Annotated in this window: 15 protein-coding genes and 1 pseudogene; 13 read left to right on the top strand and 3 right to left on the bottom strand. The window is 57.1% G+C overall.

The window, feature by feature from the left end:
• Positions 1-215 precede the first annotated feature (215 nt).
• The 3 genes from GKG34_RS05840 to GKG34_RS16125 all read left to right on the top strand — a co-directional run bounded on the left by GKG34_RS05840 (position 216) and on the right by GKG34_RS16125 (position 1,571).
• Positions 216-968, top strand: a complete 753-nt coding sequence (locus GKG34_RS05840) for a FadR/GntR family transcriptional regulator (protein WP_154255782.1) — start codon at positions 216-218, stop codon at positions 966-968.
• A gap of 33 nt (positions 969-1,001) precedes the next feature.
• Positions 1,002-1,292 (top strand): hypothetical protein, encoded by a 291-nt coding sequence (locus GKG34_RS05835; protein WP_154255781.1) that lies wholly within the window; start codon positions 1,002-1,004, stop codon positions 1,290-1,292.
• A 93-nt stretch (positions 1,293-1,385) separates the two neighbouring features.
• Positions 1,386-1,571, top strand: coding sequence for a hypothetical protein (locus tag GKG34_RS16125; protein WP_347563428.1), 186 nt, complete (start codon positions 1,386-1,388; stop codon positions 1,569-1,571).
• Between the two features lie 311 nt (positions 1,572-1,882).
• Here the strand turns inward: GKG34_RS16125 and GKG34_RS05825 are convergent.
• From GKG34_RS05825 to GKG34_RS05815, 3 genes and pseudogenes are all read right to left on the bottom strand, one after another.
• A pseudogene (locus tag GKG34_RS05825) lies at positions 1,883-2,101 on the bottom strand (DUF6061 family protein); the annotation flags it as partial.
• Between the two features lie 799 nt (positions 2,102-2,900).
• Positions 2,901-3,074, bottom strand: a complete 174-nt coding sequence (locus GKG34_RS05820; protein WP_242821922.1) for a hypothetical protein — start codon at positions 3,072-3,074, stop codon at positions 2,901-2,903.
• Between the two features lie 92 nt (positions 3,075-3,166).
• A complete protein-coding gene (locus tag GKG34_RS05815) occupies positions 3,167-3,832 on the bottom strand; it encodes an HAD family phosphatase (RefSeq protein ID WP_005939046.1) in 666 nt (221 codons plus the stop codon).
• Positions 3,833-4,072: 240 nt separating this feature from the next.
• Here GKG34_RS05815 and GKG34_RS05810 point away from each other — a divergent pair, with 240 nt between their 5' ends.
• The 10 genes from GKG34_RS05810 (at position 4,073) to argJ (ending at position 15,433) form a co-directional block, all read left to right on the top strand.
• Positions 4,073-5,149 carry a branched-chain amino acid aminotransferase gene (locus GKG34_RS05810; RefSeq protein WP_005939052.1) on the top strand — a complete coding sequence of 359 codons (1,077 nt, stop codon included), beginning with the start codon at positions 4,073-4,075 and terminating at the stop codon, positions 5,147-5,149.
• A gap of 365 nt (positions 5,150-5,514) precedes the next feature.
• Positions 5,515-6,285, top strand: a complete 771-nt coding sequence (locus GKG34_RS05805; RefSeq protein WP_005939058.1) for an alpha/beta hydrolase-fold protein — start codon at positions 5,515-5,517, stop codon at positions 6,283-6,285.
• 21 nt (positions 6,286-6,306) lie between these two features.
• Positions 6,307-7,065: an alpha/beta hydrolase-fold protein gene (locus tag GKG34_RS05800; protein WP_154255780.1), complete on the top strand. Its 759-nt coding sequence runs from the start codon at positions 6,307-6,309 to the stop codon at positions 7,063-7,065.
• Positions 7,066-7,223: 158 nt separating this feature from the next.
• Entirely contained in the window at positions 7,224-8,552 is a 1,329-nt protein-coding gene (locus GKG34_RS05795; RefSeq protein ID WP_154255779.1) for an ATP-grasp domain-containing protein, read from the top strand.
• 114 nt (positions 8,553-8,666) lie between these two features.
• Positions 8,667-9,494, top strand: a complete 828-nt coding sequence (locus GKG34_RS05790; protein ID WP_097781097.1) for an MYG1 family protein — start codon at positions 8,667-8,669, stop codon at positions 9,492-9,494.
• Positions 9,481-9,786, top strand: a complete 306-nt coding sequence (locus tag GKG34_RS05785; RefSeq protein WP_154255778.1) for a GIY-YIG nuclease family protein — start codon at positions 9,481-9,483, stop codon at positions 9,784-9,786. Before GKG34_RS05790 ends, GKG34_RS05785 begins: the two co-directional genes overlap by 14 nt.
• A gap of 371 nt (positions 9,787-10,157) precedes the next feature.
• Positions 10,158-11,390, top strand: a complete 1,233-nt coding sequence (locus tag GKG34_RS05780) for an argininosuccinate synthase (RefSeq protein ID WP_154255777.1) — start codon at positions 10,158-10,160, stop codon at positions 11,388-11,390.
• Positions 11,391-11,696: 306 nt separating this feature from the next.
• A complete protein-coding gene (argH, locus tag GKG34_RS05775) occupies positions 11,697-13,097 on the top strand; it encodes an argininosuccinate lyase (protein ID WP_154255776.1) in 1,401 nt (466 codons plus the stop codon).
• Positions 13,094-14,035, top strand: coding sequence for an N-acetyl-gamma-glutamyl-phosphate reductase (gene argC / locus GKG34_RS05770; RefSeq protein ID WP_120120348.1), 942 nt, complete (start codon positions 13,094-13,096; stop codon positions 14,033-14,035). Before argH ends, argC begins: the two co-directional genes overlap by 4 nt.
• A gap of 168 nt (positions 14,036-14,203) precedes the next feature.
• Positions 14,204-15,433 (top strand): bifunctional glutamate N-acetyltransferase/amino-acid acetyltransferase ArgJ, encoded by a 1,230-nt coding sequence (gene argJ, locus GKG34_RS05765; RefSeq protein WP_154255775.1) that lies wholly within the window; start codon positions 14,204-14,206, stop codon positions 15,431-15,433.
• Positions 15,434-15,519: the final 86 nt, after the last annotated feature.

Genomic DNA, 15,519 nt, shown 5'->3' with positions numbered 1-15,519 from the left:
TTTACGATTTTACAAGATGGAACCTTTCATAAACTGAAGCGGCCTTTTTTGTCGAAAAGTCACAATCAATATCATACGTATGATGTTCTACGTTCAGCGTTGACATTTGCCTGCGAACCATTTATACTATATTCAAAGACTTTTTATAGGGATCTCACATAAATTCCCGCACCAAATTCAATCCTGGAAAGGATCAGAGAACGGAGCCATTACCCATGTCTTCTAATAAAACGCTCTCTGCCATCGTGGCAAACAAAATTGAAAATCAGATTATCTGCGGCAACTGGCAGGTCGGCAGTCAGATCCCCCCAGAGCAGGAGCTGATGCAGACCTTTGACGTCAGCCGCATCACCATCCGGGAAGCAATCAAAACGCTGGTGTCTCGGGATGTTCTGGAAATCCGCCGTGGCTGCGGCACTTTTGTCAGCGCCGTGCCGGGCCTGTCTGACGATCCTTTGGGGCTACGCTTTATCGCCAGTGATGATTTGAACACCTATCTGTTTGAGGCTCGACAGATCCTGGAGCCTTCTGTTTGTCGTCTTGCCGCCCAGCGTGGCGATGCGGAAGAGCTGGTGCTCCTGAAGCAGTTAGCCGAGGATATCGACGAGCTGGATGCGCAGCTGCAGGGAAAGAAAACCACCCCGGAGGTGATCCAGGCCATCACCGCCAAGGACATTGCCTTCCACACCTTCCTGTGCCGCATGAGCAAAAACCCCGTCTTTGAGCGGATGCTTCCGGTGATTATCAAATCGGTGCGGGCTTCTTACAGCCTGCTGGTTCCCCGTCTGTCTAACGGTCCCCGGGTGTCCATTCACGGAGAGATCTACAAAGCGGTGGCAGCCCACGACGGGGACGAAGCCTACCGACTGATGGTCGCTCACTTGAGCAACAGTCGTCAGGGCTTTGACCAGAAGGTGAAAAAGGAGCGCAATGCCAAAGGTGGAAAAACGGAACTGCCTCAAAAGTAATAAATAATAGAAATAGAAGGCATTTCGTGCAGTATGAAAAATCACAACGAGCAAAGCGGGCAGAACGGGCCAGACTGCGCTGCAGCGACTCATAACACGCAGGCCAAAGATTCAGAGATAAAAAGCAGGGCGTACCCCTTCGTTGAGGGATATGCCCTGTTTTTTGCTACAGCCTTAAAAATGCAACATACAGAACATCAATATCGCAGCAATTTGGTTGACTACCTAAATTACGGGTGGTCAATTATGCTATACTGGCATAGAAATCAATCAAAATATATCGTTGTTTGGTTAAATAATATAGTTTTGACGAAAAAAGTCTGACCGTTTTACTTGAAGATCAAAAAGAAAGAGGAGGCTGTTTGCAGGTCAGCGACAAAAGAAACCACCAAAATCACATGGCTGATCCTTGCGTTTATGACATTCTCAACCGTATGGGGATTCGGCAGTGTCACAAATGACTTTGTGTACTTCAATGGTCCGCAGATCATCTTCAGCTGGATCCAGATGTTTGCGCGTTACTTTGTTCCTTATGCCCTGATGGTCGGCGAGCTGGATTTTACGGTCAAGAGTGAGGGCAGCGTTAGCTCATGGCTGCACTAGACCACCAATGTAAAGCTGGCCTATTATGCAGGCTGAACCTACTGGGCCTGCCACATCACCTATATTGCCAGCAAAGGCAGCGGCTTTTTGAAAGCCTTGAGCTGGGCGATCTTCCGCAATGCGGAAAGTTACGATTCTGTCCCCACCCTGTACATCCAACTGGCGACCTTCTGCATCCTGCTGCTGGGCTGCTACATTGCTAGCCTTGGTCTGAATCCGCTGAAAAAGCTGCTGACCGCTGCCGGTACCTGCACCTTTGTCGTGTCACTGCTGTACATTGTTATGATGTTTGCAGTGCCTGTCATTAACTCCAAGGCAGAGTAATGATCCACCTCTCCACCCAGCACAAGCTGTGCGTACTCCAACGGCTTATTGTAGAGCAGCCAGTCCAGTTCCGCCCGTTGTACCGGGGTGTTTCCGTATTCGTCCTCCACAGCGGCGCAGTCGATGGCAATGGTGGTGCTACCCTCGAACCGGGCTTCCATCCGGTTGGTATCCATATTGAAGTGGCAGGAAAGCAGCTTGTTCATGGTGAACCTCATTTCTATGTAAAACGGTGTCTGTTCGGATGTCCTAAACCCTGCCAAAGAACCGGTGTATCATGTAAGATTGTTGTCTGGATGAAATAGGGAATTTTTGTGCTGCTGATGCCTCAAAAATCCAGCAGGAAAGTCGCTCATTTTGAGACCGTCTTGTCGGGCTGATTTTAGCTCTGCACACTTTTGCACATTTTCTGCACATCGCAAGGATGGATAATAGGTGTAAAACCGTGCAAGCAATGCAAAGAATACAATAGAACAACAACGGCAAAATGACGGTAATTCGATCGAAATAGCGATTTGACGTTGAATAATGAAATGGACAAAATGCGCTATTCGGTTCCTACGAATCAGTAGGCCGGGGGTTCGAGTCCCTTCCATCGCACCAAGAAAAACCAGTACACATTGTGTGCTGGTTTTTCTTTTTTGTTTGCGCGATGGAAGGGGCTCGAACAGGGCGGCGGCGCATAGCGCCGCAAGCAATCAGCCCAGTGCAACAACGACGACCGCAGCCTGCGGCTGAAACAGGGAGGAGTTGTTGGGGCCGCGTTCTGATTTTTCAAAGCCCTACCAAGGGGCTGCGGAAAAATCAGCTAACGCAACCCGTTGCTGTTGCTTAGCCCGCGGGTCCCAACGCGTAGGAATGTCTACCGTGGAAGCTGTGGATCGAAAGATTTCATGGCTTTTTTGTTTTGTAAGCCATGGCTGCACGGTTTTTGCACGGTCGGTGTTTTCCATGTCCGATAATGTAGGGCGCTGTATTGCATTGCAATCAGTGCCCTTTTTTGCATCAGGTGAGCAGTGCCAGGCGGAGCTTTGCCTTCATTTCCGGGTCGGCATCCTTGAGCAATTCCAAAAGAGCTGTCATGGAGATGGTGGGTTCGCCTGCGGCGGGTACAGCCTGTGGGCTGGGGGTGTCGGGCTTGGCATAGAAGCCGCTTTCAAACTTCTTGCCCAGCTCCACACGGGAGGACTGCTGGATAAGGCGGGCAAAGACTTCCTTGAGGATGTTCTCCGCTTTTTTAGCGTGAAAATGTAAAAGACCAACTGTATATTTCAGGTTTCGGAAAGAAGCTTCCCCTCCTCCAGCATCTTTTTCACCTCGCGCAGGTCTTTGCACTCGGCGGTGTACAGACGGCGCATCTCGTCGTCAGCGGGGGCAAGGTCCGGCACCATCACGGTGACAAAGCCGCCCCGCGCACCGGCGCGCACGCCGTTGTAGCTGTCCTCCAGCACCAGCGTTTCAGCCGGGGTGGTACCCAGCGCCTTGGCCGCGGTGAGGAAGATCTCCGGGTCGGGCTTTGACGAGGTGAACTGCTCGCCGGAAATAAGGGCCTGAAAGTGATCGGTCATGTGCCAGTTGTTGAGGTGCCGCAGGATGGATGCCATCCGGCTGGAGGAAGCCACCACCATGGGAATGTGCTGCGCTTCCAGATAGGCGATGAGTTCATCCAGACCCGGCTTTTTGGGCGGCGGTGCCTGAAAGGCCGTCTCTGCCTGCGCGTGCAGGGCATCCATGATGGCATCGGTGTCGCAGTCCGGGCCGTAGAAGCGGCGCAGCACGGCCCGCATGGAATCGCCTGCCGAGCCGCGCGCGGCAGCGTCCAGCCCTTCCTTATAAGGAAGGCCCAGTGTGGCCAGTGCGGGCTTCCACAGGGTGGCCCAGATGCGCTCGGTGTCGAACATCAGCCCGTCCATATCAAAAATAACACCTTTTATCATTGTGCAAAAGCTCCTTTCTGAGCCTGTAAGATCCGGCTTATGCCCTCATTGTATCATATTTTGGGCAGTTTGCACATGGAAAAGCAGGCAATTTAGCGCAACTTAACCTGTCCAAAGATGAAAGATTTTTCGTTTCCTTGTAAATCACATTCATATTATTATAATAGAAAACAACATTCGGTGTTTGCGGGCGCATTTTCACTCGCTGCGCCCGAGATCAGGAAAGAGGGAAAATAAATCATGTTGGATATCAAGATCACCCGTACCACTGCTCCGAAGGCAAAGCCTGACGAGAGCAATCTGGGTTTTGGCAAGAAGTTCACCGACCATATGTTCGTGATGGATTACACCGAGGGCGAAGGCTGGCACGATGCCCGCATTGTCCCCTACGGCCCCTTTGAACTGGACCCGGCTACTGTCGTGTTCCACTACGCTCAGGAGATCTTTGAGGGCATGAAGGCATACCGCACGGCCGATGATACCGTCCAGCTGTTCCGCCCGGACTGCAACGCAAAGCGTTTCCAGGACTCCGCCGACCGTCTGTGCATCCCCAAGATCCCTGTGGAGGACTACATTCAGGCGGTTGAAACGCTGGTGGATGTGGACCGTGACTGGGTGCCCCATTCCGACGGTGCTTCCCTGTACATCCGTCCCTTCGTGTTCGCAAACGACGTGGGTCTGGGCGTGCACGCTTCCAAGCACTACATTTTCTGCATCATCTGCGCTCCCTCGGGCGCTTACTATGCCGAGGGCATCAACCCCGTCCGCATCTATGTGGAAGACGAGTACATCCGCGCCGCTCCCGGCCTGACCGGCTTCACCAAGTGCGGCGGCAACTACGCTGCTTCCATCAAGGCCGGCGAGCTGGCCGAGGAGCAGGGCTACGCACAGGTGCTGTGGCTGGACGGCGTGGAGAAGAAGTACGTCGAGGAAGTTGGCAGCATGAACATCATGTTCAAGATCGACGGCAAGGTGTACACCGCTGCTACCGTCGGCACCGTTCTGCCCGGCGTTACCCGCCGCAGCTGCATCGAGCTGCTGAAGGACTGGGGCTATGAGGTCGTCGAGGGCAAGATCGCCATTGCCGACATCATGGCTGCTGCCCGCGAAGGCAAGCTGGAAGAGGTGTTCGGCACCGGTACCGCCGCTGTCGTCTCCCCCGTCAAGGAGCTGGTCTGGAAGGGCGAGCACGCCTACATCGGCGACGGCAAGATCGGCCCTGTCACCCAGAAACTGTACGACACCATGACCGGTATGCAGTGGGGCAAGATCCCCGATACCAAGGGCTGGATCGTGCCTGTTGAGAAAAAGAACTGATCCCGATTCTCCGGAGAAAACCTTTTTATTCAGAATAGCAGCAAACGCCGCCAGGCCTCCGCTCGGCGGCGTTTGCCGTATATTAGGATAACGTCCTCGCCCTCTCAGCCACGCTTCGCGTGTCAGCTCCCCCAAAGGGGGAGCCCTTGGCAAAACCAGAAACTTTACCGTACTGCCAAGGCCTCTCACTTTGGGAGAGGTGGATGCGAGCGAAGCGAGCAGACGGAGAGGGCAAGCCGCCTCTCCGTCAAACCTCCAAAATTTCCCGGCGCAATTGCTTTCTGTGCCCTGCAGTGCTAAACTGAAAACAGAACAGCGGCCTGCATTGCGGCAGGCGTGCGGGAAAGATTGAGAGGAATGGACCCATGGTCAAAAAATGGAGCGTGAGCTACCCTGCCGTCAACGGCACCGAGCAGCGCAGAGTATATGTTTATCTGCCCACGATGTATGAAGCTGACCCCGACCGCCGGTATCCGGTGCTGTATATGTTCGACGGTCAGAACGTCTTTTTTGACGAGGATGCCACCTTTGGCAAAAGCTGGGGCGTGGCCGATTATCTGGACTACACCGACACCCCGCTGATCGTGGCGGCGGTGGAGTGCAACGCCGGAGCCAACAACGAACGGCTGGTGGAGTATTCGCCCTACCGGTTCGACGACCCGCAGTTCGGCCACTTTGACGGCATGGGTCAGGCCACCATGAGCTGGTATATCCACCGGTTCAAACCTTTCATCGACCGCAACTTCCGCACCCTGCCCGACCGGGCACACACCTTTATCGGCGGCAGCAGCATGGGCGGTCTGATGAGCCTGTACGCCCTTTTGCAGTACAACGACACTTTCAGCCGTGCGGCGGCGCTGTCACCGTCTATCTGGGTGTCGCCGGAAAAGCTTTCCGGCCTTGTGGGCCGCGCAAAGCTGGAGCCGGGCACCGTGCTGTACATGGACTACGGCTCCCGCGAGATGGGCAACCACGACGGGATGCGCTGCGGCTTTGCAGAGATGTGCGCAAAGGTCATGACCCGGGGCATCCACCTTACCAGCCGCATCGTGCCCGGCGGCACCCACAGCGAAGCCAGTTGGGAAAAACAGCTGCCCTTTATGTTCCATACTCTGATGTATGAGGTGGAGGAGTAAACCCTAAAAGGAGGAAACACCATGGAAATGCAGTATTTTAAGGACTACAGCCCGGCGCTGGGCCGCGACATGGAGTGCAAAATTTACGGCCACGCAGGCCGCCCGATGCTGTACATCCCCTGTCAGGATGGCCGCTTCTTCGATTTTGAGAACTTCCACATGGCCGACACCCTTGCCCCATGGATCGATGCTGGTAAGATCATGGTGATCTCCATTGATACCATGGACAAGGAGACCTGGTCCGACACGCAGGGCGACCCTTATTGGCGCATCCGCCGCTATGAGCAGTGGCTGCGCTATATCGTGGAGGAGGCTGTGCCCAAGATCCAGTATATGGCCAAGGAGCGCAACGGCTGGGACGACCTGCCCGGTGTCATTGCCTTTGGCTGCAGTCTGGGCGCTACCCATGCGGTCAACCTGTACCTGCGCCGCCCGGATGTGTTCTGCGGCTGTCTGGCCCTCAGCGGCATCTACACGGCCCACTATGGCTTCGGCAATTATATGGACGAGCTGGTGTACATGAACTCGCCCGTGGACTACATGAAGAACTTCCCGGAGGATCACCCCTACATGCAGCTGTTCCGCAGCCAGAAGGCGGTCATCTGCTGCGGTCAGGGCGACTGGGAGCAGCCGGACACCACATGGCTCCTCAAGCGCATCTTCGAGGCCAAGAACATCCCCATCTGGGTAGACCTGTGGGGCCACGATGTGAACCACGACTGGAACTGGTGGTATAAGCAGACTGCATATTACATGCCGTATATTCTGGGTGAGCAGTAAACAGGGAACTCCCCCAGTCTGCTTCGCAGACAGCCCCCTCATGGAGGGGGCCTTGCAAAAGTTCTCCGCAATGGAAAAAGGCTCCCTCCCGGAGGGAGCTGGCACGGCGAAGCCGTGACGGAGGGAGTTTTTATAGAGGAAAGAGGAATCATAAAACCATGCAGAATTTTATTTTTATTTCGCCCAACTTCCCCACCAACTACTGGCAGTTCTGCCGTGAGCTGAAAAACAACGGCATGAATGTGCTGGGCATCGGCGACCAGCCCTACGATGAGCTGAAGCCAGAGCTGAAGGACAGCCTGAACGAGTACTACAAGGTGGGCAGTCTGGAAAACTACGACGAGGTCTACCGCGCCGTGGCCTTCTTTGCATTCAAGTATGGCCGAATCGACTGGCTGGAGTCCAACAATGAATACTGGCTGGAGCGGGACGCAGCCCTGCGCACCGATTTCCACATCACCTCCGGCTTCCAGACCTCCGATATGCCCCGCATCAAGTACAAGAGCAAGATGAAGGAGTATTACCAGAAGGCCGGCATCGCCACCGCACGCTACCACATGGTGGACGATTACGAGGGCTGCCGGAAGTTCATCGACGAGGTGGGCTACCCGGTGGTGGTAAAGCCGGATAACGGCGTGGGCGCATCCGATACCCACAAGCTGTCCAGCGACGAGGACCTGAAAAAGTTCCTCGTGCAGAAGACGGCCCATCACCCGGATGTGGAGTACATCATGGAGGAGTTCGTCCGGGCCGAGGTGAACAGCTACGATGCCATCATCGATGCCAACGGCAACCCCATTTTTGAGGCCGGCAACGTCAGCCCCATGTCCATCATGGATATCGTCAACGACAACGACAACTCCATCTACTACATCATCAAGGACCTGCCCGAGGACACCCGCGCTGCAGGCCGTGCCGCCGTCAAGAGCTTTGGCGTGAAGAGCCGCTTCATCCACTTTGAGTTTTTCCGCATGACCGAGGATCAGGCCGGCATGGGCAAAAAGGGCCAGATCGTGGCGCTGGAGGTCAACATGCGCCCCTGCGGCGGCTTTACCCCGGACATGATCAACTTTGCCCGCTCCACCAACGTCTACAAGATCTGGGCGGACATGATCGCCTTTGGCGGCACCGATATGCCGGTGGGCGAGCACTTCTACTGCCCGTTTGCAGGCCGCCGCGACGGCAAGCACTTTGTGTACAGCCACGAGCAGATCATGCAGAAGTACCAGCAGAACATGCGCATGGTGGACCGCATGCCGGACGCGCTGAGCGGCGCCATGGGCAACCAGATGTACGTTGCCACCTTCTCCACCCGCGAGGGCATGGAGCAGTTCTATTCCGATGTGCTGGCCGTCACCGACGACAACAACGCCGCTGTGCAGAAGGAGCTGAGCAGCATTCTGGCTCTGGGCGAGCCGGAGACCACCCCGGCGGAAAAGCCCGCCGCTCCTGCCGCTAAAAAAGCACGCACCACAAAGAAAAAGTAAGAATACGCTCAAAAAGCCCCGGAATGGCGTGCCCGTTCCGGGGCTTTTCGTTGTCCCTTTCTGCAAAGTGTGCTATACTGTTGCCAGACATTTTATTGGGAACGAGGTACATCTATGAAAATTCCTGCAAACGGCTTCACCCACGCCGGCAAGTTCCACGCCGACGATGTGTTTGCCACTGCCCTGCTGCAAATTTTGCGCCCGGACATCAAGATCACCCGCGGCTTTGTGGTGCCGGATGATTTTGACGGCATCGTGTACGATGTGGGCTTTGGTATGTTCGACCACCATCAGGAGCCCCGGGAGTACCGCCCCAATGGCGTGCCCTATGCGGCCCTCGGCCTGCTGTGGCGGGTGCTCGGCCCCGGCCTTGTGGGTGAGCGTCAGGCCCGGCTTATTGACGAGAACTTCATCCAGCCGCTGGACCTCAACGATAACACCGGCGAGCAGAACAGCCTGTGCGATGCCATTGGCTTTTTTAACCCGGTGTGGGACTCCAAAGAGGATCAGGACACCTGCTTTTTCAAGGCGGTGGCCGTGGCAAAGCAGATCTTGGAAAACCAGATCGCCAGCGCCAACGCCGTGAACCGCGCCGACGAAAAGGTGCAGCAGGCTTACAAAAACTCCCGGGACGGCATCGTGGTGCTGCCCTGCTATCTGCCGTGGAAGAACGGCCTGTACAAGACGGACGCGTTGTTTGTGGTCTACCCCAGCCAGCGCGGCGGCTGGAGCGCCCAGTGCGTCACCGACCACAAGACCAAGCGCCCCAAACTCCCCTTCCCCCAGAGCTGGGCCGGCCAGCCGCAGGAGGTCATTGAGCAGAAGAGCGGCATCCCGGGCATCAGCTTCTGCCACGCCAGCCGCTTCCTCATCACCGCCAAGGATAAGGAAACTGCCCTTGCCGCCTGCCGTCAGGTGTTAAAGAACAATGGCCGCATCTGAGCCGTGCGCCCGGCCAAAGCCCGCCTTTGTGTATATGGTGCGGTGTACCGGCGGTACGCTGTACACCGGCTGGACCACCGACCCTGCCGCCCGCCTGCGCGCCCACCAGAGCGGACGCGGCGCAAAGTACACCCGTGCCAGAGGGGCCGGGGGCTTTGCCTATCTGGAACTGTGCGCGGATAAGCGCGCCGCCCTGCGGCGGGAGTATGCCCTCAAGCAGCTGCCCAAGGCCCAGAAGGAACTGCTGTGCGCCGCATGGACGGCGGCGGGCGGGCCATTTTCCGGCGCATAAAGCGAAAACGAAACCCGGGACTCTTTCAGGGCCAGACGGCTCACAAAAGGGTCCCGGGCTTTTTGTTTTTGCGGTGTGAATTCTTTCCGTGTGCTGTAGTCCGCACATGCCCCGGGCGGGATGCATGTGCCCCGAATATATACTGTGCAAATGCATAAAATATGAATATATTCTGCAAATAACGCATAAAGATGCAACATGAACGAAAATCAGGCGCCGGAAGCAAAAAAGGTTTGTATGGTTTTGTTATTGACGAAAAAACAGCGCGGCGTATAATAAAAGCATCAACCGAAACGCAACGGAAGAGGATGCGAAGGGAAAGTGCGCATCAGAAAACAAAAGTGTATTTTTATGAAAAAGGAGCGTCACCTATGAAAAAGGAAAACATCAAAAAAGTCGTGCTGGCTTACTCCGGCGGTCTGGACACCTCCATTATCATTCCCTGGCTGAAGGAAAACTACAACAACTGCGAGGTCGTCGCTGTCTCCGGTGACGTGGGTCAGGGCACGGAGCTGGATGGTCTGGAAGAAAAGGCCAAGGCTACCGGCGCTTCCAAACTGTACGTGCTGGACCTGAAGAAGGACTTCGTGGAGAACTACATCTTCCCCACCCTGAAGTTCGGCGCAAAGTACGAGGACTACCTGCTGGGCACCAGCTTTGCACGTCCCTGCATCGCCAAGGCTCTGGCTGATATCGCCATCAAGGAAGGCGCAGACGCCATCTGCCACGGCTGCACCGGCAAGGGCAATGATCAGGTGCGTTTTGAGCTGACCCTCAAGGCCCTGTGCCCCGATATGGCCATCATTGCTCCGTGGCGTGAGTGGGATATCAAGAGCCGTGACGAGGAGATCGACTACGCCGAGGCTCACCACATCCCCCTGAAGATCAACCGCGAGACCAACTACTCCAAGGACAAGAACCTGTGGCACCTGAGCCACGAGGGCCTCGATCTGGAAAGCCCCGCCAACGAGCCCCAGTACAACAAGCCCGGCTTCCTGGAGCTGGGCATCAGCCCCGAGCAGGCTCCCGATGTTCCCACCTATGTGACCATCCACTTTGAAAAGGGCATCCCCACCGCTGTGGACGGCAAGGAGATGGGCGCTGTGGAGCTGGTGGAGCACCTGAACAAGCTGGGCGGCGAGAACGGCATCGGCCTGCTGGATATCGTGGAGAACCGTCTGGTGGGCATGAAGAGCCGCGGTGTGTACGAGACCCCCGGCGGTGCCATCCTGTACAAGGCCATCAATGTGCTGGAGACCATCACTCTGGATAAGGAAAGCTCTCACTTCAAGGCTCAGCTGGCCCAGAAGTATGCCGATATCGTTTACAACGGCCAGTGGTTCACCCCGCTGCGCGAGGCTCTGGATGCCTTTGCCGACAGTCTGGAAAAGACCGTCACCGGCGATGTGAAGCTCAAGCTCTACAAGGGCAACATGATCAACGCCGGTGTCACCTCTCCGTACACCCTGTACGACGAGCAGACCGCTTCCTTCGGTGAGGACGAGGACTACAATCAGGCTGATGCAACAGGCTTCATCAACCTGTTCGGCCTGTCCATCAAGGAGCGCGCAAAGCTGTCCAAGAACTGGCCGGAGGTCAAGTAAGCAGCTATAACATCTTCCCTTTCGTGTGTTTTCACACTTTCACACGGAAGTTCCATCCAACCGGCATCGTTGCCGGCGGCACCGCCGCAGGAGCGTTTTCCCCTGCGGCGGCTTTGCCGTTTTTAGAAGAAATAAAATGAGCGGCAAAAACTCCTTCCGTCACCTTCGGTGACACCTCCCTCAAAGAGGAAGGCGTTTATCAGCTGACCGTAACGTTAAGGCTCCCTCCCAGAGGGAGCTGGCACGGCGTCAGCCGTGACTGAGGGAGTGAATAGGGCGAGCCGCCTATCAGTAAAGGATAAAACTATGGCAGAACAACTCTGGAAGGGCCGTTTTTCCAAGGCCGTGGATTCCCGCGTGAACGACTTCAACTCCTCCATCCGGTTCGACCAGCGCATGATCGCGCAGGATATGCGCGGCAGCGGCGTGCACGCCGCCATGCTGGCAAAGCAGGGCATCATCTCTGAAAAGGATTGTGAGGACATCCTCAACGGTCTGGCTTCCATCGCCGATGATCTGGCAGCCGGCAGGCTGGAGATCGACCCCAATGCCGAGGATGTGCACACCTTTGTGGAGCAGACCCTCACCGCCCGCATCGGCGATGCGGGCAAGCGGCTGCACACCGGCCGCAGCCGCAACGATCAGGTGGCGCTGGATATCCGCCTGACCCTGCGGGACTACAGCCACACCCTGCAGGCCTACATCGTGGAGCTCATCAAGGTCATCTGCAAAAAGGCCGGTGAGAACACCACCGCCGTCATGCCCGGCTATACCCATCTGCAGCGCGCCCAACCCATCACCTTTGGCCACGCTCTGATGGCATATGCCTCCATGCTGCTGCGCGACCTGCAGCGCTTTGAGGATGCCACCGCCCGCATGGACGCACAGTGCCCGCTGGGCTCCGGCGCGCTGGCTGGCACCACCTACCCGCTGGACCGCCAGTTCACCGCCGAAAAGCTGGGCTTTGCGGCTCCCTGTGCCAACAGTCTGGACGGCGTGTCCGACCGCGATTTCTGCATCGAGCTGGCCAATGCCATCTCCATCTGCATGATGCACCTGTCCCGGCTTTCCGAGGAGATCATCCTCTGGTGCAGCTGGGAGTTCAAGTTCATTGAGCTGGACGATGCCTTTACCACCGGCTCTTCCATCATGCCGCAGAAGAAGAACCCGGATGTTACTGAGCTGATCCGCGGCAAGACCGGCCGCGTCTACGGCGACCTGAACACCCTGCTGGTGATGATGAAGGGCATTCCCCTCGCCTACAACAAGGACATGCAGGAAGATAAGGAAGCCATCTTCGACGCAGTGGATACGCTGGAGCTGTGCCTGAAGACGGTCACTCCCATGCTGGACACCATGAAGACCATTCCGGCCAACATGCGCCGCGCCGCCGCCAAGGGCTTTATCAACGCCACCGACTGCGCCGACTACCTCACCAAGAAGGGGATGCCCTTCCGCGATGCCTACAAGCTGACCGGCTGCATGGTGTCCGACTGCATCGCAAAGGACAAGACCCTTGAAGAGCTGACCCTCGACGAGTTCAAGGGCTACAGCGCTCTGTTCGAGAACGATATCTACGATGCCATTGATCTGGTCAAGTGCTGCGAGGGCCGCACCAGCTACGGCGGCCCCAGCGAAGCCAGCGTGAACAACCAGATCGCACTGGCAAACGCACAGCTGGATGCGTGGGAGGAAAAGAACGCATGAGCGTGAAAGTTTTTATTGATGGCTCTTCCGGCACCACCGGCCTGCGCATTGCCGACCGTCTGGCACAACGCCCGGAGATCGAGCTGCTTTCCATTTCCGCAGAGGGCCGCAAGGATGTGAACGAGCGCGCGAAGGTCATCAACTCTGCCGACCTCGCCTTCCTCTGCCTGCCGGATGCCGCTTCCAAAGAGGTCATGCCCCTGCTGCGCCCGGACGTGAAGGTGCTGGACACCTCCACCGCCTTCCGCACCGATGCCGCATGGGACTACGGCTTCCCGGAGCTGGCGGGCCAGAAGGAAAAAATCAAAAATTCCTGCCGCGTGGCAGTACCCGGCTGCTATGCCAGCGGCTTTATCAGCATTGCCCGCCCGCTGGTGGAGCTGGGCCTTGCACCGGCAGATTATCCCTTCAGCTGCACCGGCATCTCCGGCTACTCCGGCGGCGGCAAAAAGATGATCGCCGAGTACGAGAGCGCTGACCGCCCGGCGCACAGCAAGCTGGATGCACCCAAGAGCTACGGTCTGGGCCTTGCCCATAAGCATCTGCCGGAAATGCAGAAGATCAGCGGCCTTGCCCACACCCCCATGTTCGTGCCCGTGGTGTGTGACTACTACTGCGGCATGCAGGTGCTGGTGCCGCTGGATCTGACGCTGGCGGGCAGCACCGCCGAACAGGTGGCCGAGGGCATTGCGGCATATTACAAGGATGCTGCCACCGTCAAGGTGCACGCTCTGAACGAAGCCCTGCCGGAGAACGGCCTGTACTCCAATGCCATGGCCGGTACCGACCGCATGGAGCTGTACATGACCGTGAACGCTGCAGGCGACCAGATGATGCTGGTCTCCCTGTTCGATAATCTGGGCAAAGGCTCTTCCGGCGCGGCCGTCCAGTGCATGAACCTGATGCTGGGGCTGGAAGAGACCGAAGGGTTGGAATAAAAAAGAAAACCCTCTCAGTCACCTGACGGTGACAGCTCCCCCGAAGGGGGAGCTTTTGGCAAAAAGATAAGGTTTCCCTCTTGCTGAAAAGCTCCCCCTTTTGGGGGAGCTGGCAATGCCGCAAGGCATTGACTGAGAGGGTTCGTCCTGTGGGAAAGGAAGATCATTATGCAGTATCAAGAAGTTGCGGGCGGCATCTGCGCGCCCAAGGGCTTTGCAGCGGCTGGCGTGCACTGCGGCATCCGCGCAAACCATGCAGAAAAATACGATCTGGCACTCATCAAGGCGGACGTGCGCTGCGCCGCCGCCGGTGTGTACACCACCAACAAGGTCTGCGGCGCACCCATCAAGGTGGACCGCGCCCACCTGAAGGACGGCTACGCACAGGCAATCATCGTGAACAGCGGCAACGCCAACACTTGCGCCGCCAACGGCGTGGCTCTGGCCGAAGAATGCTGTGAGCTGGTGGGCAAGGAGCTGGGCATCGACCCGCAGGACGTTCTGCCCGCTTCCACCGGTGTCATCGGTCAGCCCATGGTCATCGACCCCTTTGCCCGGGGCATCCCTGCCGCCGCCGCAAAGCTGGCTGCGGACGAGCAGGGCAGCACCGATGCCGCCACCGCCATCATGACCACCGACACCCACAAAAAGGAATACGCCATCCAGTTCGAGCTGGGCGGCAAGACCTGCACGGTGGGTGCCATTGGCAAGGGCAGCGGCATGATCGCCCCCAACATGGCAACCATGCTGGCCTTCTACACCACCGATGCCGCCGTCTCACCCATCCTGCTGGAAAAGGCCCTCAAGACCGTGGTGCCCGGCACCTACAACCAGATGAGCGTGGATCTGGACACTTCCACCAACGATACCTTGATCATCATGGCTTCCGGCCTTGCAGGCAACCCGGAGATCTGCGAGGAGAACGCGGACTACGAAGCCTTTGTTGCCGCGCTCACCGCCATTGCAGAGCACATGTGTGCCGAGCACGCCGGTGACGGCGAGGGTGCCACCCACCTCATCACCTGCGAAGTGACCCACGCCCCCGACCTGAAGACCGCCCGTGCCGTCAGCCGCAGCGTGGTGTGCTCCAACCTGTTCAAGGCAGCGGTGTTTGGCCGCGATGCCAACTGGGGCCGCATCCTATGCGCCATCGGCTACACCCCCGGCGATTTCTCCATTGATAAGGTCTGCGTGTGGCTTTCCAGCAAGGCCGGTGAGGTGTATGTGTGCGAAAACGCCGCCTACCACCCCTACAGCGAGGAGGAGGCCGCCAAGGTGCTGGCTGAGCACGATGTGCTGGTCAAGGTGGACATGGGCACCGGCGATGCATCCGCAAAGGCATGGGGCTGCGATCTGACCTACGATTACGTCAAGATCAACGGCGACTACCGCACCTGATAACCCTCTCAGGCGCTGCGCGCCAGCTCCCCCGAAGGGGGAGCTTAAAACGAACGACAAGCAGCTGATTTTATGAAATAAAGTGA

It is taken from the genome of Faecalibacterium sp. BIOML-A4 (genome assembly GCF_009679665.1).
GTDB lineage: Bacteria > Bacillota > Clostridia > Oscillospirales > Ruminococcaceae > Faecalibacterium > Faecalibacterium taiwanense.
Note: the sequence above shows the minus strand (reverse complement) of the source record. Positions and strands in the feature narration are given on the sequence as shown.